22 protein-coding genes are annotated in these 24,392 nt (G+C 64.2%); 15 read left to right on the top strand and 7 right to left on the bottom strand.

The window, feature by feature from the left end; translation table 11 throughout:
- Positions 1-28 precede the first annotated feature (28 nt).
- The 3 genes from choX to choV all read left to right on the top strand — a co-directional run bounded on the left by choX (position 29) and on the right by choV (position 2,964).
- The gene (choX, locus tag D1012_RS02640; RefSeq protein WP_118150041.1) at positions 29-970 is read left to right on the top strand and encodes a choline ABC transporter substrate-binding protein; all 942 of its coding nucleotides are present in this window, start codon (positions 29-31) and stop codon (positions 968-970) included.
- 141 nt (positions 971-1,111) lie between these two features.
- Positions 1,112-1,942, top strand: a complete 831-nt coding sequence (choW, locus tag D1012_RS02635; protein WP_118149754.1) for a choline ABC transporter permease subunit — start codon at positions 1,112-1,114, stop codon at positions 1,940-1,942.
- Positions 1,939-2,964: a choline ABC transporter ATP-binding protein gene (gene choV, locus D1012_RS02630; protein ID WP_118149753.1), complete on the top strand. Its 1,026-nt coding sequence runs from the start codon at positions 1,939-1,941 to the stop codon at positions 2,962-2,964. Before choW ends, choV begins: the two co-directional genes overlap by 4 nt.
- A 14-nt stretch (positions 2,965-2,978) precedes the next feature.
- On the opposite strand, the gene topA is transcribed toward choV, so the two are convergent.
- Positions 2,979-5,600, bottom strand: a complete 2,622-nt coding sequence (topA, locus tag D1012_RS02625) for a type I DNA topoisomerase (RefSeq protein WP_118149752.1) — start codon at positions 5,598-5,600, stop codon at positions 2,979-2,981.
- 174 nt (positions 5,601-5,774) lie between these two features.
- Entirely contained in the window at positions 5,775-6,923 is a 1,149-nt protein-coding gene (gene dprA, locus D1012_RS02620; RefSeq protein ID WP_118149751.1) for a DNA-processing protein DprA, read from the bottom strand.
- A 208-nt stretch (positions 6,924-7,131) separates the two neighbouring features.
- Between dprA and D1012_RS02615 the strand changes: the two genes are divergently transcribed.
- From D1012_RS02615 to D1012_RS02575, 9 genes are all read left to right on the top strand, one after another.
- The gene (locus tag D1012_RS02615; RefSeq protein ID WP_118149750.1) at positions 7,132-8,409 is read left to right on the top strand and encodes a 4-aminobutyrate--2-oxoglutarate transaminase; all 1,278 of its coding nucleotides are present in this window, start codon (positions 7,132-7,134) and stop codon (positions 8,407-8,409) included.
- 321 nt (positions 8,410-8,730) lie between these two features.
- Complete coding sequence (locus D1012_RS02610; RefSeq protein ID WP_118149749.1) at positions 8,731-12,615, top strand: PAS domain-containing hybrid sensor histidine kinase/response regulator; 3,885 nt, start codon at positions 8,731-8,733, stop codon at positions 12,613-12,615.
- Positions 12,616-12,738: 123 nt separating this feature from the next.
- A complete protein-coding gene (locus D1012_RS02605; RefSeq protein ID WP_118149748.1) occupies positions 12,739-13,242 on the top strand; it encodes a response regulator in 504 nt (167 codons plus the stop codon).
- A 60-nt stretch (positions 13,243-13,302) separates the two neighbouring features.
- Positions 13,303-14,262 (top strand): response regulator, encoded by a 960-nt coding sequence (locus D1012_RS02600; RefSeq protein WP_158569166.1) that lies wholly within the window; start codon positions 13,303-13,305, stop codon positions 14,260-14,262.
- 13 nt (positions 14,263-14,275) lie between these two features.
- Positions 14,276-14,632, top strand: a complete 357-nt coding sequence (locus D1012_RS02595) for an Hpt domain-containing protein (protein WP_147335612.1) — start codon at positions 14,276-14,278, stop codon at positions 14,630-14,632.
- 144 nt (positions 14,633-14,776) lie between these two features.
- Positions 14,777-15,034, top strand: a complete 258-nt coding sequence (locus D1012_RS02590) for a YMGG-like glycine zipper-containing protein (RefSeq protein WP_118149745.1) — start codon at positions 14,777-14,779, stop codon at positions 15,032-15,034.
- 151 nt (positions 15,035-15,185) lie between these two features.
- Positions 15,186-15,929 carry an energy-coupling factor ABC transporter ATP-binding protein gene (locus D1012_RS02585; protein WP_118149744.1) on the top strand — a complete coding sequence of 248 codons (744 nt, stop codon included), beginning with the start codon at positions 15,186-15,188 and terminating at the stop codon, positions 15,927-15,929.
- On the top strand, positions 15,904-16,500 hold the full coding sequence (locus tag D1012_RS02580) for an energy-coupling factor transporter transmembrane component T family protein (RefSeq protein ID WP_118149743.1): 597 nt from the start codon (positions 15,904-15,906) through the stop codon (positions 16,498-16,500). Before D1012_RS02585 ends, D1012_RS02580 begins: the two co-directional genes overlap by 26 nt.
- A 25-nt stretch (positions 16,501-16,525) precedes the next feature.
- Positions 16,526-17,068 (top strand): biotin transporter BioY, encoded by a 543-nt coding sequence (locus tag D1012_RS02575; RefSeq protein WP_118150040.1) that lies wholly within the window; start codon positions 16,526-16,528, stop codon positions 17,066-17,068.
- Positions 17,069-17,073: 5 nt separating this feature from the next.
- On the opposite strand, the gene D1012_RS02570 is transcribed toward D1012_RS02575, so the two are convergent.
- The 4 genes from D1012_RS02570 to metF form a co-directional block, all read right to left on the bottom strand.
- Positions 17,074-18,147, bottom strand: coding sequence for a thiolase family protein (locus tag D1012_RS02570; protein WP_118149742.1), 1,074 nt, complete (start codon positions 18,145-18,147; stop codon positions 17,074-17,076).
- Positions 18,138-19,274: an AMP-binding protein gene (locus D1012_RS02565; RefSeq protein ID WP_158569164.1), complete on the bottom strand. Its 1,137-nt coding sequence runs from the start codon at positions 19,272-19,274 to the stop codon at positions 18,138-18,140. Before D1012_RS02565 ends, D1012_RS02570 begins: the two co-directional genes overlap by 10 nt.
- Positions 19,275-19,390: 116 nt before the next feature.
- On the bottom strand, positions 19,391-19,846 hold the full coding sequence (gene aroQ, locus D1012_RS02560) for a type II 3-dehydroquinate dehydratase (protein WP_118149740.1): 456 nt from the start codon (positions 19,844-19,846) through the stop codon (positions 19,391-19,393).
- 170 nt (positions 19,847-20,016) lie between these two features.
- Positions 20,017-20,895 carry a methylenetetrahydrofolate reductase [NAD(P)H] gene (metF, locus tag D1012_RS02555; RefSeq protein ID WP_118149739.1) on the bottom strand — a complete coding sequence of 293 codons (879 nt, stop codon included), beginning with the start codon at positions 20,893-20,895 and terminating at the stop codon, positions 20,017-20,019.
- Positions 20,896-20,982: 87 nt separating this feature from the next.
- On the opposite strand from metF, the gene D1012_RS02550 reads away from it, so the two are divergent.
- The 3 genes from D1012_RS02550 to D1012_RS02540 all read left to right on the top strand — a co-directional run bounded on the left by D1012_RS02550 (position 20,983) and on the right by D1012_RS02540 (position 23,462).
- Entirely contained in the window at positions 20,983-21,888 is a 906-nt protein-coding gene (locus D1012_RS02550; protein ID WP_118149738.1) for a LysR family transcriptional regulator, read from the top strand.
- Between the two features lie 149 nt (positions 21,889-22,037).
- Positions 22,038-22,514 (top strand): L,D-transpeptidase, encoded by a 477-nt coding sequence (locus tag D1012_RS02545; RefSeq protein ID WP_118149737.1) that lies wholly within the window; start codon positions 22,038-22,040, stop codon positions 22,512-22,514.
- 153 nt (positions 22,515-22,667) lie between these two features.
- On the top strand, positions 22,668-23,462 hold the full coding sequence (locus tag D1012_RS02540; RefSeq protein WP_118149736.1) for an inositol monophosphatase family protein: 795 nt from the start codon (positions 22,668-22,670) through the stop codon (positions 23,460-23,462).
- Between the two features lie 21 nt (positions 23,463-23,483).
- Here the strand turns inward: D1012_RS02540 and D1012_RS02535 are convergent, their stop codons facing one another.
- Positions 23,484-24,230 (bottom strand): rhomboid family intramembrane serine protease, encoded by a 747-nt coding sequence (locus D1012_RS02535; RefSeq protein WP_118149735.1) that lies wholly within the window; start codon positions 24,228-24,230, stop codon positions 23,484-23,486.
- Positions 24,231-24,392 lie beyond the last annotated feature (162 nt).

Genomic DNA, 24,392 nt, shown 5'->3' with positions numbered 1-24,392 from the left:
GTCAATCAACAAAAAACAGGGAAGCCTCATGACCCTTCGTAACAGCCTCCGCTCCGGCCTGCTGGCCACCACTGTCACCTTTGCCATCGCCGGGAGCGCCTTTGCCGCCAGCTGTGACAAGGTGATTTTCTCGGATGTCGGCTGGACCGACATCACAGCCACCACTGCCGCCACAACGGTGGTGCTGGACGCGCTGGGCTATCAGACCGAGATCAAGCTTTTGTCGGTGCCGGTGACCTATACCGGGCTGGCGGGCAACGATATCGACGTCTTCCTCGGCAACTGGATGCCGACGATGGAAGCCGATATCGCCCCCTATCGCGAGGCAGGCACGGTGGATACGGTGCGCACCAATCTGGAAGGCGCGAAATACACCCTCGCCACGAATGAGGCCGGTGCCGCGCTGGGCATCGCCGATTTCAAGGACATCGCGGCGCACAAGGACGCGTTGGGTGGCGAGATCTATGGCATCGAGCCGGGGAATGATGGCAACCGCCTGATTCTCGACATGATCGAAGGCGGGCCGTTCGGGCTGGACGGGTTCAAGATCGTGGAATCCTCGGAACAGGGCATGCTGTCGGCCGTGGCGCGGGCCAACCGTGACGAAAAGCCGATCGTGTTCCTGGGCTGGGAGCCGCATCCGATGAATGCCAATTTCACCATGACCTATCTGACCGGCGGCGATGACTACTTCGGCCCCGATCTGGGCGGCGCGGTGGTGGCAACCAACACCCGCAAGGGCTATGTCGCGGAATGCCCGAACACCGGCAAGCTGCTGGAAAACCTGTCGTTCACGCTGGCCATGGAAAACGAGATCATGGCCGCGATCCTGAACGACGGCGAAGACCCGGCAGCGGCGGCAAAGACCTGGCTGGCCGCGAACCCGGCCACCTGGGAGGCCTGGCTGGACGGGGTGACGACCAAGGACGGCGGCGACGCCAAGGCGGCCGTGAGCGCAGCGCTGAACTGAGCCGCGATAGCGACCTGACGGGGGGCTTGTGGAAAGCGCCGGGGGCTTCGCGCCCCCCAAGCCGCCGGTCCTCGGACCGGTGGCGGACCGGCGGCTCACCCGCGGAGTATTTTCAAACGGTGCAAAGGGCGGGCCGGACGCATGAATTGGCTGACCGATCATAAGATTCCCGTCGGACGCAGCGCGAAAGCGGTGTTCGACTGGCTGAACGACAATATGGCGGGGGTGTTCGACACCATCTCAGACGGGATGGAGGCGATGATCGCCGCGATCCTGTGGTGTCTGTCGACCCCGCATCCCTTGGTGATTGTCGCGATCTTTGTGGCGCTGACCTGGGTCTTGCAGCGGCGCTGGACGGTGGCGCTGGGGGTGTTTGTCGGTTTTCTGTTCATCCTCAATCAGGGTTACTGGATGGCGACGATGGAAAGCCTGACCCTGATCCTGTCGGCCTGTGTGGTGTGCATGGGGCTAGGCGTGCCGATCGGGATCGCCACCGCGCACCGGCCCCGGCTTTATGCCACGCTGTCGCCGGTGCTGGATCTGATGCAGACCCTGCCCACCTTTGTCTATCTGATCCCGGCGATTGTGTTCTTTGGCCTCGGCATGGTGCCGGGGCTGATTGCGACGGTGATCTTTGTGCTGCCCGCCCCGATCCGGCTGACGCATCTGGGGATCTCGTCGACACCGACGCCGCTGCTGGAGGCCGCAACCGCCTTTGGCGCAACGCCAAGCCAGCGGCTGTGGAAGGTGGAACTGCCCTATGCGCTACCGCAGATCATGGCGGGGCTGAACCAGACCATCATGCTGTCGCTATCTATGGTGGTGATCGCAGCGCTGGTCGGGGCCAATGGCCTTGGCGTGCCGGTGGTGCGGGCGCTGAACACGGTGAACACCGCGCTGGGGTTTGAATCCGGCTTCATCATCGTCGTGGTGGCGATCATTCTGGACCGGATGCTGAGGGTGCGGCAATGAACGCAGTAGAATTTGACCGGGTGTCGATCGTCTTTGGCGACCACCCCGAACGCGCCCTGCCGCTGATGGATCAGGGCCTGAGCCGGGCCGAAGTGCAGGCGAAAACCGGGCAGGTGCTGGGGGTGCATGATTGCAGCCTGAGCGTGGCGACGGGCGAGATTCTGGTGCTGATGGGGCTGTCCGGCTCGGGCAAATCTACCCTATTGCGGGCCGTCAACGGGCTGAATCCTGTCGTGCGCGGAGCCGTGATGGTGCGCGATGGCGACTGGAGTTGTGATGTCGCCAGCGCCCCACCGGCTGAATTGCTGAAGGTGCGGCGCGAGTGCATTGCCATGGTCTTTCAGGCCTTTGGCCTGCTTCCCTGGCGCACGGTGCGCGAGAATGTCGGGCTGGGGCTGGAGCTTGCCGGGCAATCTGCGGCGCAGCGGCGGGCAAAGGTGGATGAGCAGCTGGAGCTGGTGAACCTGACGCAATGGGCCGAGCGCAAGGTGGGCGAGTTGTCAGGCGGTATGCAGCAGCGCGTCGGCCTTGCCCGCGCCTTTGTCACCGAAGCGCCGATCCTGCTGATGGACGAACCATTTTCGGCGCTCGATCCGCTGATCCGCGCCAAGTTGCAGGATGAGTTGCTGGATCTGCAGGCCAAGCTGAAACGCACGATCATTTTCGTCAGCCATGATCTGGACGAGGCGTTCAAGATCGGCAACCGGATCGCGCTGATGGAGGGCGGGCGGATCGTGCAGATCGGCACCGCGCGCGAAATCATCGCCAATCCGGTGGATGAGTATGTGCAGGAGTTCGTGGCCCATATGAACCCGCTGTCGGTGCTGACCGCCCGCGATGTGATGGTGGCGGGCGAGACCTCTGCCGCCCATGCCGTCGCGGCGGAAACCCCGGTGCGCGAGATCATGGCCATGATGCGCGACGGCGCGGGCGAGATGGCGGTAGAGGAGCACGGCGCGCGCATCGGAGTGCTGCGCGCCGGGGCCGTGATGGGGCGGCTGATCAACCCGCGGACGGGTTGATCAACACGGGCTGATCACTCGGCGGCTTTTGGGGCCGCCTTTTTCGCGGCGGGCTTTTTGGCTGCCGGTTTCTTGGCGGGGGCCTTCTTTGCCGCCGGTTTGGCGGCTTTCTCTGCGGGCGCGGCTTTCTTGGCTGCGGCTTTCTTCGGCGCGGCCTTTTTCTTGCCCGGCGATTTGGCGGCCTTTTCAGCGATCAGTTCCAGCGCCTGATCCAGATTGATCTCTTCGGGCGTGATCTCTTTCGGAATCGTCGCGTTGATCTTTTCCCACTTGATATACGGGCCATAACGGCCCGGCATCACCGTGATCGCCCCACCATCGGGGTGATCACCCAGCGCCTTGATCGGCTCGGCCGGGGCCGCCGCCCCCCTGCCCCGGCTGGCCTTGAGTGCCAGCACTTCCATCGCGCGGTTCATGCCGATGGTGAACACTTCTTCCACATCGGGGATATTCGCATAGACCTTGCCGTGCTTGACATATGGCCCATAGCGGCCAATCGCCGCCTCAACCGGCTCGCCGTCTTCGGGATGCTGGCCGATCAGGCGTGGCAGCGACAGCAACTCCAACGCGCGTTCCAGTGTCAGACTGTCCGCGCCCCAACCTTTGGGCAGGCTGGCGCGGTCGGGCTTGGGCTGGTCCTCGGTCGCCTCGCCGCGCTGCACGTAAGGCCCGAACCGGCCCGCGCGCAGTGAAATCGGCAGGCCGTTTTCGTCGTTGCCAAGGATACGCCCATCGGCCCCGCCCGCATCTTCCCCGCCCGAAATCGGGCGGGTGTAGCGGCATTCGGGATAGTTGCCACAGCCGATAAAGGCCGACCCCGAGCGCGCCGTTTTCAGATGCAGCCGCCCGGTGCCACAGGTCGGGCACGAGCGCGGGTCAGAGCCATCGGCGCGCAGCGGGTACAGGTGGGGCGACAGGAAATCATCAATCTTTTCCAGCACCTCACCGATGCGCAGGTCAGAGGTCTCTGCCACGGCAGCCGAGAAATCCCGCCAGAACCGTTCCAGCACATCCTTGTAATCCAGCGCCCCCGCTGACACCTCGTCGAGCTGGTTTTCCAGATCGGCGGTAAAGTCATACTCCACATATTTGCGGAAATAGTTGGTCAGGAACGCCGTCACCAAACGCCCCTTGTCCTCGGGGATCAACCGGTTCTTGTCCTTGCGGACATATTCGCGGTCCTGAATCGTCGACAGCACCGAGGCATAGGTCGAGGGACGGCCGATGCCCAACTCTTCCATGCGCTTGACCAGCGTGGCCTCGGTATAGCGTGGCGGCGGCTGGGTGAAATGCTGCTCGGGCGCGACCGACTGCTTTTGCGCAGGCTCGCCTTGCATGATCTGCGGCAGACGCCCGCCCTCTTCATCCTCGTCGTCGCGGCCTTCGTCATAGACCTTGAGGAAACCGTCAAACTGCACCACCTGACCCGTGGCACGCAGAGTCACCTGACCGTCAGCGCTGCCGACATCCACCGTGGTGCGTTCCAGCCGCGCCGCCGCCATCTGGCTGGCAATCGTGCGTTTCCAGATCAGATCATACAGATTGGCCTGATCCTTTTCCGCCAGACGCAGCTTTTCCGGGGCCGCCGCCAGTTCGGTCGGGCGGATACATTCGTGGGCTTCCTGCGCGTTCTTGGCCTTGTTCTTGTAGATCCGCGGCTGGTCGGGCACATAAGCCGCGCCGAAACGATCCTTGATCGCCTCGCGCGCCTGCGTCACCGCCTCCGGCGCCATGTCGATGCCATCAGTCCGCATATAGGTGATGTGCCCCGCCTCATAGAGCCGCTGCGCGGTACTCATGCACTGCTTGGCACCCATGCCCAGCTTGCGGCTCGCCTCTTGCTGCAGGGTCGAGGTCATGAACGGCGGATAGGGGTTGCGGGTGGCAGGCTTGGCCTCCACGCTCTGCACGGTCAAGGTTCGGGAAGTGACAGCCTGAACCGCCAGTTCCGCCGCTTCCGAGGTGGTAATGTCGAATTTGTCCAGTTTCTTGCCGCCCAGCACGGTCAACCGAGCCTCGAACTCCTGACCGCGCGGGGTGACCAGCACCGCCTTGACCGTCCAGTATTCGCGGGCGCGGAACGCCTCGATCTCCATCTCGCGCTCGACGATCAGACGCAGGCAGACCGATTGCACGCGGCCTGCCGATTTCGACCCCGGCAGCTTGCGCCACAGCACGGGCGACAGCGTGAAGCCGACCAGATAGTCCAACGCGCGGCGGGCGAGATACGCCTCCACCAGCGGCGTGTCGATCTCGCGCGGGTTCTTCATCGCCAGCGTCACCGCATCCTTGGTGATGGCGTTGAAGGTGACGCGGGATACGGTTTTGCCCTTCTTCAGGCTGCCGGCGAGCGCCTCACGCAGGTGCCACGAAATCGCCTCCCCCTCGCGGTCAGGGTCAGTTGCGAGGATCAGGGTGTCGTCGGTTTTCAGCGCCTCGGTGATGGCGCGAATGTGCTTTTTCGAGTCGGCCGCCACCTCCCATTTCATCGCGAAATCATGCTCGGTATCGACCGAACCATCCTTTGGTGGCAGGTCGCGGACATGGCCGTAAGAGGCCAGAACCGTGAACTCGGAGCCAAGATATTTGTTTATTGTCTTGGCCTTGGCAGGAGATTCGACTACGACGACGGCCATGAAATACCCTTTTTTTGCACGAAGCCCCGAGAGGCGCGGCAAGATGTGGGCGAAGCGGCCAGAATGTCAATGCAACAATCTGCGCAACAATCTGCGCAACACATCAGGCGCAGCTTCAGCGGGCCTGCGGACGCCTGCCGCGGGAGTATTTTGCCAGGGTGAATGCAGTGCCGCTCAGTCCATCCGGCTCAGCAGCCCGCCAGGCGCGCGGTGAACCCGGCCATCCAGCTCCAGTGTCAGCAGATGCTGGGCCACCGTCGCAGGCGGCATCGACAGATCGCGGATCAGCTGATCCTCGGCCAGCGGGCTGGGGCCAAGCCGGGCCAGGATCTGGCTGTGGACCGACGCGATGTCGGCCAACGGGCGGCGTGCCGGAGTCGGGCCGGGGAGCGGCGCGGCCTCAACCTCCGGCTCCGCCTCTGGCGCAAAAGGCAGCACCTGCGCGCCGATCGCCTCCAGCACATCGGCGGGGCCGCGGATCAGTGTGGCCCCGTCGCGCAGCAGCATGTTGCAGCCCGCCGCACGTGCATCAAACGGGTGGCCGGGCACCACCAGCACATCCCGGCCCTGATCGAGCGCGGTCTTTGCGGTAATCAGCGAGCCAGACCGCGCCGCCGCCTCGACCACCACCACGGCACGCGACAGGCCCGACACGATCCGGTTGCGTAGCGGAAAATGGCGGGCCTGCGGTTGCAGACCCAGCGGCTGTTCCGACACCAGACAGCCCTGTTCGCCAATCTGTGCCATCAGCCGGCTGTTTTCCTCGGGGTAGGCAATATCGACCCCGCCCGCCTGCACCGCCACAGTGCCGGTGATCAGCGTCGCCTCATGCACCGCCGTGTCGATCCCGCGCGCCAGACCGGATACGGTCGCAAACCCGGCCTGCGCCACGCCATCGGCCAACCGCCGCGCCATGCGCAGACCCAGGGATGAGGCATTGCGCGCGCCGACCATCGCCACCAGCGGGCGGTGCAACAGCGCAGCATCGCCCAGCACCCAGAGCACCGGCGGCGCATCGGGCAGGTCGCAAAGCGGTGGCGGGTATGCGCCCGTCCCCCAGACGATCAGCTGCGCTCCGGCGGCACGGCCCTGTGCCAGCTCATGCCGGGCCACCTCAACAGGGCAGACGGCGTAATTCTCGACCCCAGCCGCGCGGGCCACGTCTGGCAAAGCCGCCAGCGCTGCGCGGGCCGATCCATGCTCGGCCAGCAGCCGATGCCAGGTGACCGGGCCAACCCTGCGGGAACGAATGAGACGAAGACAATCCACCGGGTCATCGTCCAGGGGTGTGGGGTGGGGTGTGGGTTTGGATGTCAGTCCCATGTCCGCCTCGCCTCATTCGCACCGTCACCCTGCACCGGGTAAGGTTAACAGCAGGTGAATCGCTAAACGCCAAAGCTCCTTCTGCCGGGTTTTCTTCGCCGCTGACGAAAACTGCCAGGGCAAGGTCGGTAAGGAGATGGACGAAGCGACAAAAGTTTGATCAAATATCGCGCAAAGGCCCATGTCGGGCCAAAGGGAGCCCCAAGCCATGCTGAACGCCGAAGTTGCCCGCCGCCGTGATGACGCCATCTCGCGCGGGGTCGGGATGATGACCCAGATTTACGCCGACCGCGCTTTGAACGCCGAAGTGTGGGACATCGAGGGCAACCGCTATATCGACTTTGCTGCCGGGATCGCCGTGGTCAACACCGGCCATTGCCACCCGCGCGTCATGGCCGCCGTGACCGAACAGCTGGGCCGCTTTACCCACACCTGCCATCAGGTGATGCCCTATGAGAACTATATCCGTCTGGCCGAGCGTCTGAACGACAAGGTGCCGGGCGACTTCAAGAAAAAGACCATCTTTGTCACCACCGGGGCCGAAGCCTGCGAGAACGCGGTGAAAATCGCCCGCATCGCCACCGGGCGCAATGCGGTGATCGCGTTTGGCGGCGGCTTTCATGGCCGCACTTTCATGGGTATGTCGCTGACCGGAAAGGTCGAACCCTATAAAAAGGGTTTTGGCGCGATGATGCCGGATGTGTTCCACGTCCCCTTCCCGATGGAGCCGCATGGCATCTCGACCAAGGATGCGATGGCAGGCATTGAAAAGCTGTTCAAATCCGATCTGGACCCCGCCCGCGTCGCCGCCATCATCTTCGAGCCGGTGCAGGGCGAAGGCGGCTTTTACCCGGCGCCCGCCGATCTGATCAAAGCCATCCGCGCCCTGTGCGACAAACATGGCATCGTGATGATCGCCGATGAGGTGCAGACAGGCTTTGCCCGCACCGGCCATCTGTTTGCGATGGAGGCTTATGGCGTTGCCGCCGATCTGACCACCATGGCCAAGGGTCTTGCGGGTGGCCTGCCGCTGGCCGCCGTCACCGGCAAGGCGGAACTGATGGATGCGGCCAACCCCGGCGGTCTGGGCGGCACCTATGCCGGCAACCCGTTGGGCATTGCCGCCGCCAATGCGGTGCTGGATGTGATCGAGGACGAAGATCTGTGTGCCCGCGCCAATGAGCTGGGCAGCCGATTGAAACAACGGCTGGAATCGATCCGCGCCACCACGCCCGAGATCATCGACATCCGGGGCCCCGGCTTCATGGTTGCGGTGGAATTTGCCAACCCCGGCACGCACGAACCCGATGCAGGCTTTACCGCCCGTGTGCGGTCCGAAGCACAGAAACGCGGGCTGATCCTGCTGACCTGCGGCGTTTACGGCAATGTCGTGCGCTTCCTTGCGCCGATCACCATTCCCGACGCGCATTTTGCCGAAGGGCTGGATATCTTGGAAGCCTCGGTCGCCGCGGCCCGCAACGGCTGACCCGCGTGTGGCCCCTCGCCCGCATCAGGCTTTGGGCGATAGCATCTTGAAAAATCGGGTGGGGGCTGGCTCCCATCCGGTCGGCCGGACAGCGCCCACGTGTCCTGCCACCGCATCCGCAGCCCGGTTCCGCCAGCCGCAACACAGGCCATCAGGCACGCCATCACCGCGTAACAGGCTCTGGCGATCTGATCGAATCCGAGGCCCCTGCGGGCAAATAAGCGCTTGCAGTTGCGGAACTTGTAGCAAACTCCCGCAAATGGGTTGTAGATGTAGGGGAAATACCAAAACACCCTGCATGCCGGAAGTATACCGAAGTTGATGTCGTTTACCGCAGAGCTCCTCCAGACAATCGAAAAGCTGCCAGATCACGACAAAGCGGGCGAAATTCTGTCCTGGCTTGTGCGCCGCAGCGGTGCAACCTCCGGTCTGCTGGTCGTTGGACCACCTGATACGACCGCACGCCTGCGGGTTGCCAGGCCGGAGTCTGAGCAGGCGTGTCTGTGCGCGGCGCTTGCCTCAGGCCAGGTCTCCGACGATCCGGCGGCAGGCAACATCCGCAAGCTGGCACTGGGAACGGTTGGCGGCCAGCCGGCGGTGCTGCTGCTGACACTCGGCACGCAGCCCCTGCCGGACGAGGTCGCAGGCGCGCTCGACGGACTGCGATCCATTCTGCGTCTCTTTGTCGAGGGGTTGTTTGCCCGCCACAACTCTGACCGGCTGACAGAATTTGCTGCATTGTTCGGGATCTGGATCTGGGACATCGACGCGCAGGGACAGTTGACCCACCTGTCCGCCCCGATGCCGGATGGCACCGGCTGCGCTCCCGATGGCAAACCACTGCGTCAGGAAGACTGGTCCGGGGCGGACTGGACGGCAGTGCAGTCGCGGCTGGCGCAGCGCGTTCCCTTCCGCAACCTGATCCACGCCGTTACGCTGCCCGATGGCAGCCAGCGCTGGCTGCGCAGCAGTGGCACGCCGCGTCACAATGCATCTGGCATGTTTCTCGGCTACTCGGGCGTCAGCTCAGAGCGGCCCGATCCGACGGAACAGGAACACAGTGCAATCGCAGCTTATGAACGGCTGACAGCGATTCTGGATGTGTTGCCTGACCTTGTGTTCGAGATCACCGCGGACGGGCGCTATACCGACTTCATCGCTGGCCCGATGGATCTGCTGGGCGATGCCCACACCAGCCTGCCCGGCCGCCTGCTGGAAGATGTCTTGCCCCCCGATGTCGCCCTCAGAAGCAGAGCCGCGCTGGAAGAGGCGCTGCGCAGCGGCCGCAGCCCGCAGACTCGTTTCAGACTGCCCTCGCCGCTTGGCATGCGCTGGTATGAATCCACGGGCGCACGAAAGCTGGCCAACAAGCCGGATGAACAGCCGACTGTGATCTTTGTCGTCCGCGACGTGACCAAAGACATGCAGAAATCCGAAGATCTGGGGCGTCTGGGCCGCGTCGTGGAGAACATGTCGAATCTGGTGGCCGTGGTCGATATTGACCAGAACATCACCTGGGCCAACAAGGCATGGGAACGCCGCACCGGCTGGGCGGTGGACGAGGTTTTGGGGCGCAAGCTTGCCGATGTGGTCCGTGGCAGGCATCGGGACCCAAGGAACGAAGCCGAGGTGGCAAGGGCCATCGCGCAAAACGAACCCTATCATGGCGCCACCATAAACTTTGACCGGCACCACAATGCCTATTGGATAGATTTCAACATCCTGCCGCTGCATGACCGCGACGGCAATGTGAACGGATATGTCTCGATCGAAACCGATGTGACTGCCCAGAAAGAGGGCGAGGCACAGATGGCGCAGCTGGCGGATGAGGCCGACAGGATGCGCGCGCAACTGTACAATGCCATCGAAACCTTGCCCGACGGCGTTCTGATCTGGGATTCGAACGAACGTCTGGTCTTTGCCAACTCAGCCTACAAACGGATGTACCCCGAAGCGGCTGATATGTTGGTTTCGGGCGTTTCGCAGGAAGAGCTGCTGCGGTTTGGTGTTCAGCACAAAGCCTTTCCCGAAGCAATCGGCCGCGAAGAAGAGTGGATGGCCGAACAATGGGAACGCTACCGCAACCCGAACATTGACGAAGTGAGACGCGCGAATGACCGCTGGATCAGGCGGGTTGACCTGCGCACCCCGGACGGTGGGCGCATTGCGGTACGGATCGACACCACAGAACGCCACCGGCAGTTGATGGCGCTGGACGAAGCCCACCGCTCACTGGCCGAGGCCCGCGACTCACTGGCACAGATCATCGAAAGCGCGGATGTGGGCACGTGGAACTGGCATGTCGACACCGGCGCGCTTCGGATCGGCGGGCATTATGCCGAAATGCTGGGCTATACCCCGGAAGACCTGGGCGAAGCGTCGGATGCGATGTTCCGCTCGCTGGTGCACCCCGAAGATCTGGCACGGCTGGATGCAACCGAGGTGCAGGATTTTGCCCCGCTGCCGGGTGGCCGCGAAATCGTGCGCGAACACCAGCTACGGATGCGACGCAAGGACGGCAGCTGGGCGTGGATTCTGTCGCGCTCTGCGGTCACCGAGCGGTTGCCCGACGGAAAACACAGGTCAGTTGTCGGCATTCATCTCGACATCACTGAACGCAAGGCGCTTGAAGATCTGGTGATGAGCAATCAGGCGTTTCTGACCGAAGTGATGGATGCCTCGATTTCCGCCATTGTGGTCATGGACAGCCAGGACCGCATCACCTACGCGAACGCCGAGGCTGAACGCATTCTTGGCCGTGAACGCTCAACAATCGAAGGGCTGACCTTCACCGATCCGATCTGGCGGATCACGGCTGCGGATGGTGGTCCGATCAGCGTCCACGCCCTGCCCTGCCGCAAAGCTCTCGACGAAGACGAAATCGTGCGGGATGTCCGCATGGCCATCGAATGGGCTGACGGGACGCGCCGCATCCTGTCGGTCAACGCCGTTCCGCATCATCAGCCTGATCAGTCCGACGCGGAAAAGCTGGTCATTGCCTCGTTTGTCGACATCACCGAAGACCTGAACAAAGCGTCGCGGCTGGAGCATGCGCTGTTGCAGGCACAGGCCGCCAGCCAGTCAAAGTCGACCTTTCTGGCCAATATGAGCCATGAAATCCGTACCCCACTCAACGGGGTGCTTGGCATGGCCGAGTTGCTGGACGGGCTGATCACGGCTCCGCGCGAAAAGGAAATGATCGGAACCATCCGCCGCTCTGGCGAGGTGTTGCTGAATGTCCTGAACGAGGTTCTGGACATGTCAAAGATCGAGGCCGGCAAGATGGTGATCGAGCTCATTCCGTTTACACCCGCCGAAATCGCCCGACAGGTTGAACCATTGCATGGGCTGCGTGCCGAAGAAAAAGGTCTCGATTTCGAGGTGCTCACAAATTCCGGTGCCGAACGCCCGCGCCTGGGCGATTCGTTCCGTATCCAGCAGATCCTGAACAACCTGCTGAGCAACGCGATCAAATTCACTGAATCCGGCTCCATCGCACTGACCATGTCCGCGCGTGAGGGCAAACCACTGACCATCGAGGTCAGCGACACAGGAATCGGCATGTCCCCCGATCAGATCGGGCGGATCTTTGACAATTTTGAACAGGCTGACGGCGGCACCACCCGCCGGTTCGGCGGCACTGGGCTGGGCATGCCGATCGTGCGCAATCTGGTCGAGCTGATGGGCGGCACGATTGCAGTGACCAGTACCCAAGGCGTGGGCACAAAGGTCAGGATTACCCTGCCGCTGGCCGAAACGACCGAAGCGGCGGTGACAGAACCCACCCTGCCTGACAAGACACAGATCCGGTCACTGGCCGGCGTCTCCCTCTTGATCGCGGATGATTCGGCGACCAACAGGATGGTTATCAGCGAGATGCTCAAGGACACCGGCGCCGAGATCGTGCTGACAATCAACGGGGCCGAAGCGGTCGATGTCTGGCGGCAACGCGCACAGGATGGCACGCCGTTTGATATGCTGATCCTTGATATTGCCATGCCGGTGCTGGACGGCACCGGCGCTCTGCAGGCCATTCGCGCAACCAACCTCGCGGGATCGCAGGTTCCGGCCATCGCGGTGACCGCAAATGCGATGTCCCATCAGGTGTCCGAATACATCATGGCAGGATTCGATTCGCACGTGCCCAAACCCTTCCGTCAGGCCGAGCTGCTGCACGCAGTTTCCACACTGTTGACAAGAGATTAGCACAACTCAGAGGATACAATTGCAACCCAAGATTGCGCCCGCAAAGACCACCTCACTCATGTCGGGAAAACTGCACGTGAATCGACATCTTTCGTCCTTTGTGCAGCCACAATCTGATGAAATATGTTAGGAGTTCATTCATCCCGGCACCGTTGCCGCAGGATGAAGTGGAGTAAGAGTCGTGGGGAATTTACAGCGATGACCCAAAGTGGGGACCAGTCGCCAGCTGTTGTTTTGCTGGCAGAAGATGATGAAATCAATCAGCAGATCGTCCGTCATCTTTTGGCGGATTTTCCGTTTATCGATCTCGTGATTGCCGGTGATGGCAAAGTGGCGCTGGAAGCAGCGATATCTCAGCCTTTTGACCTGATGATCTTTGACCGGAACATGCCGTTGATCTCGGGTGACCGGGTGATCCGTCATCTCAAGGCCGCCCGCACGATCAACACTGCAACCCCGATGATCCAGTTCACCGCAGATGCGGACCGCACCTCCACAAACCCGCGTCCCGGCGATCAGGCGGATGCTGTCATCCCGAAACCGATCCAGAGCGAAGTGTTCCGCAACACCGTTCTGCGCCTGCTGGGTCGTGGGGTTGAGCCCGAGGCACGCAAAATTTTCGGTTAACGCCCAAATTCTGCCGCAAACTCCGGCTTAGGTTGTATCAAACAACCAAAGGTGGTGATGATGTCAGCCAATATGCGATACCTAGCCGTTGATGATGATCCGGCCTTTCACTTTGTTCTGACGAAAATGATGACCCAGCTTGGGTATCAGCCGCCGGTCTGTGCCATCTCTGCTGTCGAAGCTCTGAAGTATCTGGCCGATCCGCACGAACAGTTCGACGCGATTCTTCTGGATATCCAGATGCCGGGAATGGATGGAATCGAGGCCTGCCAGCATATCCGCGCGATGCCGCATCACAGCGACACGCCGATCATGATGGTCACGACCATGAACGGGCGGGAATTTGTCGATCAGGCCTTTGCAGTCGGGGCGACGGATTACCTGACCAAGCCGATCAACCGGATCGAGCTTCAGGCCCGACTTGGCATGCTGGACCGGCTGGTCAAAGAGCATGCCAATGCCCGCTCGCTGCAGTTTGCCATGGAATCGATGGATGACGTGGAAAGCTTTGGCTTTGGCTTCGAAGACGCGGTGACCTTGCCGAAATGTGGCTCGCTGATCGACTATCTGGCGCTGGAAAACCACCTGCTGACCCTCAGCCGGCTCAAGCTGCACTCTCACACCGCGCTGGCGTTTCAGGTAGTGGGCGGCGCGTCGCTGTTCAAGCGGCTCAACCGGATGGAGTTTCTGGACTGCATGGCCGATGTCGGTTCTGCCATCGCGGCCTGCATGAAACGCCAGACCTTTCTGCTGGCCTATGCCGGCAGTGGCGAATTCGTGTGTATCCTGAACCGGGCGCACCCTGTCGATATGCTGGAACTGGAACAGGAACTGTCGTCAGAACTGATGGTCTATGACGCGGTTTACGACAGCCTGGGCCTGCCCATGCTGGAAGTGCGGATCGGGGCCACGGTAACCTCGGGCCTGTTCTCGACCTCGGCGGTCAAGACCATGTTGGGGCGTGCCCGCGCGTCAGTGCGCGGCCAGTCAGGCTATCCGATGCAATTCATGGCGGGCTAAGGTGCGCGCAGAGATGACAGCGCAAACAGAGTCGGCAGACCCGTGGACACGGGCGCTCTTGCCGCAATTTCTCGATCTGACGGCCAGTCGTCAGATCGAGATAGACATCGAGCGTGGCAATCTGGAAGCGGGCGATGACCCGCTTTCCGCCACGCACGAGATCGGCAAGATCGCGCACAAGATCGCCGGCACCGCCGCCAGCTTTGGCTTTGGCGCTCTGGGCAGACAATCGCAACGCATCGAGACAATCTGCACTCAGATCTGCTCCTTGTCTGATGCCGCGCGTCCTGATGCGGTAAAAACCTATCTTCTTCCCGCATTGGATGACCTTGCAAGCGAGTTGAACGCGGCCCTGATATCTGCTTCCTGACGCGATTTCTGGTGTCCAGAAACTCTAACGAGCGGCTTCCGCCGGTTTTTTGCCAGGTCACGCTTTCCTGACTGGAACCAATTCGCTGTTTGGCGCGTTATGATGCATATCTAGAGAATCCGGCTAACCCTAAAGAGGCTTCCCATGAAAAAATTCGCCCTACTCTCCGCTGTCGCGCTGTCGCTGGCAGCCTGCCAGACCTCCAATCAGAACGCTGCACTTGGCGGTCTGGGCGGGGCAGCTGTCGGGGCGGCGCTGTCGTCCGGGTCGGACCGCACCACCGGCGCGCTGATCGGTGCGGCTGCGGGTGTTGCTGCATCCACCCTGATCGGACCGGCCCAACAGCGTGGTCAATGCTACTACCGCGACGCAAACGGCAACCGCTTCGTTGCCAACTGCTGATCTGGCTCTCGGTTAGATATGGGGCGGGACCGCTATGCCGGTCCCGCCCTTTTTCATTCCGGCACCGTACAAGCCCCTGACTGCCATCCGGCCTTTTCAGCCCGCCCCCCAGCCGATATGAGCGGACCACGCACAGCCGGGGCACCGCCGCATGACCAGACCCACCACAGCAGCCACTGACGGCATCGTTCTGACGGGGGCCTGTGTCACGCTGACCGGAAGGCCGGTTTTGCACAACCTCTCCCTGCATCTGCACGAGCAGCGGATCGGCATCATCGGGCGCAATGGGTCGGGCAAATCCACGCTGATGCGGCTGATGGCCGGGTTGATCGCCCCCGACCACGGCACGGTGCGGGTCGAAGGCGTTGACCCTACCCGCGCGCGCAAGCAGATGCTGTCGCATCTGGGCATCCTGTTCCAGAACCCCGATCACCAGATCCTGTTTCCGACGGTTGATGAGGAACTGGCCTTTGGCCTCCTGCAAATGGGAGTTCCAAAATCCGACGCGCAGGCGCAGGTCACCGCCCATCTTGCCCGCCATGGCCGCAGCCAGTGGCGCGGCGTGTCGGTCGCCACCCTGTCACAGGGGCAACGCCACTGGCTCTGCCTGCAGGCGGTGCTGCTGATGCAGCCGCGCACGATCCTGCTGGATGAACCGCTCGCCGGGCTGGACCTGCCCACGCAGACCCGGCTGGCCCGCGCCTTTGCCGCCCTGCCGCAGCGCCTGATCACCATCACCCATGACCCGGCCAGCCTGTCCGGCTGCGACCGCGTGATCTGGCTGGAAGGCGGCACCGTGGCCGCCGATGGCCCGCCCGCACAGGTGCTGCCGCTGTTTGAGGCCGAGATGCAGCGTCTGGGGGGTCTTGATGCTGACGCTGACCTCGCCGGTTGAAACCCCGCTCCACCGGCTGCGGGCAGGGCTGAAACTCGCCGCGCTTGCCCTGTTCACCTTTGCCCTGTTCTGGAGCGTGTCACCGCTCTGGCTGGGCCTTGCGCTGGTTCTGGTCATCGCATTGTACCTGATGGGCGGCACCACATTCGCCCGCCACGGCGCGCGCATGATGCGCCCATTGTGGCCCTTTATCGCCGTGATTGCACTCTGGCATCTGTGGCAGGATGACCTGTACGGCGGGGCCGTGGTCCTGTTGCGGATGGTTGCAGCGGTCGCGGCGGCCAATCTGGTCACCATGACCACCCGGCTGTCAGACATGATCACCGTACTGGAGCGGCTGGCCCGCCCGCTCTCCCCCCTCCTGCCGCCCCGGCGGCTGGCGCTGGCGCTGGCACTGGTGATCCGGTTTATTCCGGTCCTGTCCGAACGCGCGGCGCAGCTGTCACTGGCCTACCGCGCCCGCTCTGGCCGCGCCCCCGGCTGGCGTCTGTTTGCGCCAGTGGCCCTTGCCGCCCTCGATGATGCCGAATGCGTCGCCCAGGCCTTGCGCGCGCGCGGCGGCGCAGGATAAGACCCTGCAAACTCCGGAGGATCCGATGGAACGCAGCCTGACCCATATCGCCCTGTTCGCCGCCCTGATCGCGGTGCTGGGCCTTGTGCCGCCGCTCTATCTGGCCGGTGCCGTTCCGGTCACCGCGCAAACCCTTGGGGTCATGCTCTGCGGCACCGTGCTGGGCGCCCGGCGCGGCGCGCTGGCGGTGCTGCTGTTCCTGCTGCTGGTGGCGCTTGGCCTGCCGCTGCTGTCGGGCGGTCGCGGTGGCCTTGGCGTGTTCGTCGGCCCCTCTGTCGGCTATCTCGTCGGCTTCCCCCTCGCCGCCTTTGTCGCGGGCTGGATCATGGAGCGCACCACGCTGCCGCCGTTCTGGGCCGCAACGGCGGGCGGGGTCATCGGTGGCATCGGCGTGATGTATGTCTGTGGCATCACCGGCATGGCCATCGTGCTCGACAAAACGCTGGCCGAGGCTGCGCTGCTGGGTCTCGCCTTCCTGCCCGGCGATATGATCAAGGCCGTGCTGGCCGGTCTGGTGACCCAGGGCATCGCCCGCGCCCGCCCCGGCGCGTTGCTGGCCCGCGCCTGAGCCGGCTAGCGCTGCACCACCAGCGCCGTGCCGATCCCCCCGGCCGAGGCAATGGCGGCAAGGCCGATACCTTGGCCCAGGCTGTGAAACAGCCGCACCGCCAGCACCGCCCCCGAGGCCCCGATCGGATGCCCGCGCGCCAGCGCCCCGCCCTGCAAATTCACCCGCGCCGGGTCCAGCCCCGCACGCCCAACACAGGCCATCGCCTGCGCGGCATAGGCCTCCATCACCTCGCACTGCGTGACATCCTGCGCTGACAACCCCAGCGCCGCCAGAGCCGCCGCAATCGCCGGAACCGGGGCCAGCCCCGGCTGCTCCGGGTCCGCCCCCAGCGTGCGCCCGCCTGCGATACGCAGCGCGCCCGCCCCGGCAAAGCGATCCGCCGCGACCAGACAAAACGCCGCCCCATCCGCCGCCACCGCCGCCGTCGTCCGGGTGACCGATCCCGCCACCACCGGCGCCCGCGCCAGCAGCGCCGGGGTCAGGCGACGGGCAAACACATCGCGCGCCACCCCCGCCAGCGGCACAATCTCCGGCCACTCCGCCACCGCCAGCGCCTTGGCATGGCTCTCCACCGCCCAAGCCTCCTGCGCCGCACGATCATATCCGCAGGCCCGCGCCAAAGCCGCCGCCGCATCCGCCATCGCCGGATTGCGCGCAGGCCAGGGCGTGAACGGCGCCTCGTCATAGGCCACCGGCGCCCCGCCCTCCGGGTCAATCATAAACCTCAGCGGTCGGCGCGAGAAACTCTCCACCCCGCCCGCCAGCACCAGATCCGCCCGCCCCGAATCGACCAGCGCCGCCGCCAGCAGCAGCGCATCGAGGCCCCCCGCGCATTGCCGGTCAATCGTCAGTCCCGCCACCCGCTCCGGCAAGCCCGCCGCCAGCGCAATCCGCCGCGCCGGATTGCCCCCCGGCCCGATGGCGTTGGCGCAGACCACCTCATCCACCCCCTGAACGCCCGCATCCGCCAGACAGGCCCGCACCACCGGCACCGCCAGCTCCTCCAGTGACAACCGGGCAAAGGCTCCGCCCTTGGGCACAATCCCGGTCCGCCGGGCCGACAGGATCACCGCCACGCATCTACCTCCCGCCGCAACGTCCCAAAGTCGGTCTTGCCCGACCCCAGCACCGGCCAGTCCTGCCGCCAGATCACCCGACGCGGTGCCAGCATCGGCCCCAACCCCGCCCGCGCCGCTACCAGAATCTCACGCTCCCGCGCCTGCTCGCCCATCAGCACCGCCCAGAGCACATGCCCGCGCAACGCATCCGCCCGCGCCAGCACCGCCGCCCGCGCCACCCCCGGCAGCCCCGCCAGAAAGCGCTCGATCTCTTCGGGAAACACATTCTGCCCCGCAATCGTCAGCATCCGCCCGGCCCGCCCGCGCAACACCAGCCCGGCAGGCGTCAGCGCCCCGATCTCCCCCACCGTCAGCCAGCCATCCCGCCACCGGGCCGAGCCCGCATCCTCCCCGGCATAGGACTGAAACAGATAAGGGCTGCGCACCCAGACCTCGCCCACCGCGCCCTCGGGCAGATCCGCACCGTCGGCATCACAGATCCGCAGCTCCACGCCCGGATAAACCCGCCCCACCGTCTCCACCCCATCCTCCGGCCCGGCAAGGGTGATGAAACTCGCCTCCGCCGCGCCATAAAACTCGCGCACCACCGCCGCAGGAGCCACCGCGCGTAACTCAGCGCGCAACCCCGCCTCCAGCTTGGCCCCCCCCACCAGCACCAGCCGCAGATCGGGCAACGCCACACCGCACGCCACCATCTGCGCCAGATGCACCGGCGTCGCATAAATCACCCCGATCCGACGCTGCGCCAGCGCCTGCGCCATCCGGTCGGGCCGCAGCCCGTCCAGCAGATGCACCTCGGCCCCCAGCACCAACCCCTCCAGCGCCGCATAAAGCGCCAGCGATTGTGACAACCGCCCCGGCACCGCCACCCGCAGGCCGGGACCAATGCCGAACAACCGCGCATTCACCGCAAAACTCGCCAGCCATGAGGCTTGCGTCCGCACCACCCGCCGCGACCCGCCCAAAGAGCCGCCCGTCAAGGTCTCGAAACAGCCCTCCCCAGCCGCAACCTCGCCTGCCCCGCCAACCCGGAACCCAGCCCCCCGCCCCGCCAGAACAGCCGCCAGCGCCGCACCCCCCGGACGATCCGGCACCTGCGCCGTAAACACAACCCCACGCGGCACCTCGCCCCCGTCAGGCCCGATCAGCCGTGCCTGATCATGCCACTGAAACCATGGCTTTGCTGCTTGCCCAAATACTCCCGCCGGAGGCATCCGCCGCGCGCCGCCCGCGACCGCGCTCAGGACGCAACCAGCGTCCGCATCCGCCGCAACGCCAGCAGATAGCCCTCGGTTCCGAACCCGGCGATCACCCCTTCGGCGCGCAGCGACACATAGGAATGATGCCGGAACGCCTCGCGCTTGTGCACGTTCGAGATATGAACCTCCAGCACCGGCCCGTCAAAAGCGTTCAGCGCGTCCAGAATGGCGACCGAAGTATGGGTGAACGCGCCGGGGTTGATGATGATCCCCGCGCCCGCGCCGCGCGCCTCGTGGATCCAGTCGATCAGCGCGCCCTCATGGTTGGACTGGTGAAAGCGCAGTTCCAGCCCCAGCTCCGCCGCCAGAGCGGTACAGGCCGCCGCCACATCATCCAGCGTCTCGCGCCCGTAAATCTCGGGCTGGCGCAGGCCCAGCAGGTTCAGGTTGGGACCGTTCAGAATATAAATGGGCTTGGTTTGGTCAGGCTGGGCCATGGCGTCCTCTTTGCAAGTCGCGCCATGCTATCCAGACCGGGCGCCACAGGAAACCCGCATTTGCACAGGCTGCTCTGCAGCCGGGGCAAACAGGGCGGCCCGCGCCCCACAAAAAAGGAGGCCCAAGCCGCAATCGGCAAGGGCCTCAGGGAGACGCCGTAAACCTGTGGTCAGGCAACCTTTTCAAGAACCAGTTCGGGCACCAGTTCGGGCTGGATCCCCAGCGCGCGCACGACTTCGCGGGTCAGATGCGGGCGGTTCAGAGTGTAGAAGTGCAGATCCTCGACCCCGCCTTGCAGCAGGTTGTCGCAAAGCTGGGTGCAATGGGCCAGCGCATACAACTCCTCGCGCCCGTCACGAGCGGCGGTGGTAAACGCCTCATCCAGCCGCGCCGGCACGTCAGACCCGCAGCGCAGCGCAAATTTCTTCGCCCCCGCCCAACTGGTGATCGGCAGGATGCCCGGAATGATCGGCGCGGTGATGCCCTCTTTCACGCACAGATCGCGGAAGCGAAAGAACGTGTCGGCATCAAAGAAGAACTGGGTGATCGCACTGGTCGCCCCTGCGTCGATCTTGCGCTTCAGCCAGCGCACATCGGCAAGGCTGTCCGCCGCATCCGGGTGCGGCTCAGGATATGCGCCCACGCGCAGCTTGAACTTCCCGGTCGCGGCCAGCGCCTCGATCAGCTCCACCGACGAAGCAAACCCGTCGGGATGCGCCGTAAACCGCTCCGCCCCTTTGGGCGCATCGCCGCGCAGGGCGACAATCTCGGTCACGCCTGCCTCGGCATAGGCCGCGGCGATTTCCATGGTCTCGGCGCGGGTGGCGTCCACACAGGTCAGGTGCGCCGCCACGTTCAGTCCATAATTCTTGCCGATCGCCGTCACCGCCTCATGCGTCAGCTTGCGGGTGGTGCCGCCCGCGCCATAGGTGACCGAGACAAACTCCGGTTGCATCGGGGCCAGCGCCTGTACGGTCTCCCAAAGACGGAACGACGCGTCCAGCGTCTGGGGGGGGAAGAACTCGAACGAGATGCGCGGCGTGGCCATAATCGTCTCCTTTTGATGTCCCCTTGTCGCAGAGTCTGTGATGTGAGACAAATTCATAATCTTCACGATGATCTTGTGGTGAACCTCATGTATATCGAACTCCGCCACCTGCGCACCATCCGCGCCATTCATCAGGCGGGCGGCCTTGCCCGCGCCGCTGACCTGTTGAACATGACGCAATCGGCGCTGTCGCATCAGGTCGCCAATCTGGAAGATCAGGCCGGGATGGAGCTGTTCGTGCGCCGCTCCAAGCCAATGCGGCTCTCGGCGGCCGGCATCCGCATGCTGCGCGCCGCCGACCGCATCCTGCCGGAAATCGAGCTGATGGAGGAAGAATTCCGCGCCCTGCGCTCGGGCAAGACCGGGCGGCTGCACATCGCCATCCAGTGCCACGCCTGTTTTGACTGGCTGTTCCCGGTGCTGGAGATGTTCCGCCACGCCTGGCCCGAGGTTGATGTCGACATCCGCGCCGGCCTCGCGTTTGACAGCTTTCCGGCGCTTCTGCGTGAAGAGGTGGATCTGGTCATCACCTCGAACCCCGAACCGCTGACCGGCATCACCTATAACCCGCTGTTCGACTATCACCCGGTGTTTCTGGCCTCGGCCCAGAACCCCCTCGCAGCCAAACCCTTCATAACCGCCGAGGATTTCCGCGATCAGGTGCTGATCACCTATCCGGTGGGGCGCGACAAACTCGACGTGTTCACCGAACTGCTGACCCCGGCCAAGGTCGAGCCGCGCGGCCAGCGCCCGGTGGAACTGACGGCGGTGATCCTGATGCTGGTCGGCTCCAACCGCGGCGTGTCGGTGCTGCCCGACTGGGTGCTGCGCGACATCAAAAGCAATGCCGACTACATCACCCGCCCGCTCGGCCCCGATACCGTGACCAAGCGCCTGTCTGCCGCCACCCGCGACGAGGATGCCGCCAAACCCTTCATGGCGCATTTCCTGCGCCTGTGCCGGTCAGAGCCGGTCAAACTGCAACGCGACTGACCCCGACGCTCAACCAAGCGGCGGAAATTCCGTGCCTCTTTCAGCGCAGGACAGGAATACCTGACCCTGCGCGCCGCGCAAATCATTTGACTTGCCCCCCGATCGGCGGAACCCTGCCGAGCGTCGGAGACCCCTTGCCGGAGGATGTGATGCGCCGTCTGATTGCCGCCCTGACCCTTGCCCTCATGGCCTGCACCAGCCTGCCCGCTCTGGCCGCCCAGATCCTGCCGCCCGCCCCCGAAGCTCAGGCAGCAGAGCCACCGGCCCGCATCGTGGTCCGCGTCTCGATCTCGCGACAGGTGATGGAAGTGTTTCACGAGGGCCGCAAAATCCACGAATGGCCGGTCTCTACCGCGCGTCAGGGCAAGATCACGCCGACCGGCGCGTGGAACGGCGCGCAATGGCTGTCGCGCAACCACCGCTCCAGCCTCTACAACAATGCACCGATGCCGTTTGCGGTGTTCTACAACGGCAATTACGCGATCCACGGCACCGATCAGGTCAGGAAACTCGGTCGCCCCGCCAGCGCCGGATGCGTCCGCCTGCACACGGCCAATGCCAAGATCCTGTTCAACATGGTCCGCGCCGAGGGCAAGGACAATCTGCGCGTCACCGTGGTCCGCTAACCTCCCGCTGACAGGCCAGTAGGGGGATGTCCCGCCGCTGCCCCCTCGCAGCCGCCCGAAACGCGCCGGAATACAGGGAAACACCCATCCCCCCTTCCCTTGCGCACCCGTCGGCCCTATACGCGGGCGCTTAAGCGGAACGGAGTCCTCACGATGCAAGGCAGTGCCAACCTCAACCTGATGATCAAGGCGGCGCGTCGCGCAGGCCGCTCTCTGGTGAAAGACTTCCGCGAGGTTGAAAACCTTCAGGTCTCGACCAAAGGCCCCGGCGACTTTGTCACCAAGGCCGACCGTGAGGCCGAACGGATGATCCGCGAAGACCTGATGGGCGGCCGCCCCACCTATGGCTGGCTGGGCGAAGAAACCGGCGCCGCCGCCGGTGCCGACCCCACCCGCCGCTGGATCGTCGATCCGCTCGACGGCACCACCAACTTTCTGCACGGCATGCCGCATTGGGCCGTCTCGATCGGGCTGGAGCACAAGGGCGAAATCGTGTCCTCGGTGGTCTATGACGCGGCCAAGGACGAGATGTTCTGGGCAGAAAAAGGCTCGGGCGCCTGGCTCAACGACAGCCGCCGCATCCGTGTCTCGGGCCGCCGCACGATGAGTGAGGCTGTGTTCGCCACCGGCGTCCCGTTCGGGGCCAAAAAGACCTTGCCCGCCACGCTGCAAGACCTCGCCCGCCTGATGCCCGCCTGCGCCGGGGTCCGCCGCTGGGGCTCTGCCGCGCTCGACCTGGCTTACGTCGCCGCAGGCCGCTACGAGGGCTACTGGGAGCGTGAGCTGTCGCCGTGGGACGTGGCTGGAGGCATCCTGCTGGTCAAGGAAGCCGGCGGCATGGTTACCGGCATCCGCGAAACGCAAGACCCGCTCGAAGACGGCAGCCTGATCGCTGGCAACGAGGGCCTGTTCGAGGCGTTCCGCAAGATCATCCGCAACGACAGCTGAGACGGGGACGCGGCCTGCCTCCTAACGCGGCCGCCGCGGCACCTGTGGTACCCGTGACCGCGCCAGCGGATAGCGCGCCTCCGGATGCGGTGGCACGCCGTGGGTGCGGTTCCAGAACCCGAACCCGCCCCGCCGCAGCCAGAGTGGCAGCGTCATGGCAACACCGGCGACAAAGCCGCCGGTATGCGCCCAATAGGCCACCCCGCCGCCCTCCAGCGGCGTGACCGCGCCATTGAACAGCTGCAACGCAAACCAGACCCCCAGCACGATCCAGGCCGGGATCGGGAAGATGCGGAAAAAGATCACGAAGATGATCAGCACATCCACCCGCGCCTTGGGAAACAGCAAAAGATACCCCCCCATCACCCCGGCAATCGCGCCCGAGGCCCCGACCATCGGAATCTCTGACCAGGGATCTGCCGCGTATTGCAGCCCGACCGCCGCCAGCCCGGCAAGCAGGTAGAACAGGGCAAAACCGAAATGCCCCATCTCATCTTCCATATTGTCGCCAAAGATGAACAGGAACAGCATATTGCCCAACAGATGCATCCAGCCGCCATGCAGGAACATATGGCTGACAATCCCGTGCAGGCTGACCCCTTCGGTCACGAACCGCGGCACAAAGCCCCAGTCGTAAAAGAAATAGGCCAGCTGCTGTTCGTCCAGCGACAGATTGAACAGCACAAACACCGCCACATTCGCAGCGATCAGTAGCCAGGTGACATAGGGCCTGCGCCCCGACGGGTTATGATCGCGGATGGGAAACATGCGCCAACCTTTCGCATCACCCCGCCCTCGTCAAGCCCGCGCGGCGGTCTTGCTAAGACGGCACCAGCGTCACCCCCGGTGGCCAGCCCCCCAAGCCAATTGGCCTCTCGGACCAATGGCGAAACCAATTGGCTAACCCCCGGAGTATTTCCTAAGCAGCAA

Origin of the sequence: Pseudotabrizicola alkalilacus (assembly GCF_003443995.1) — a bacterium.
GTDB lineage: Bacteria > Pseudomonadota > Alphaproteobacteria > Rhodobacterales > Rhodobacteraceae > Pseudotabrizicola > Pseudotabrizicola alkalilacus.
Note: the sequence above shows the minus strand (reverse complement) of the source record. Positions and strands in the feature narration are given on the sequence as shown.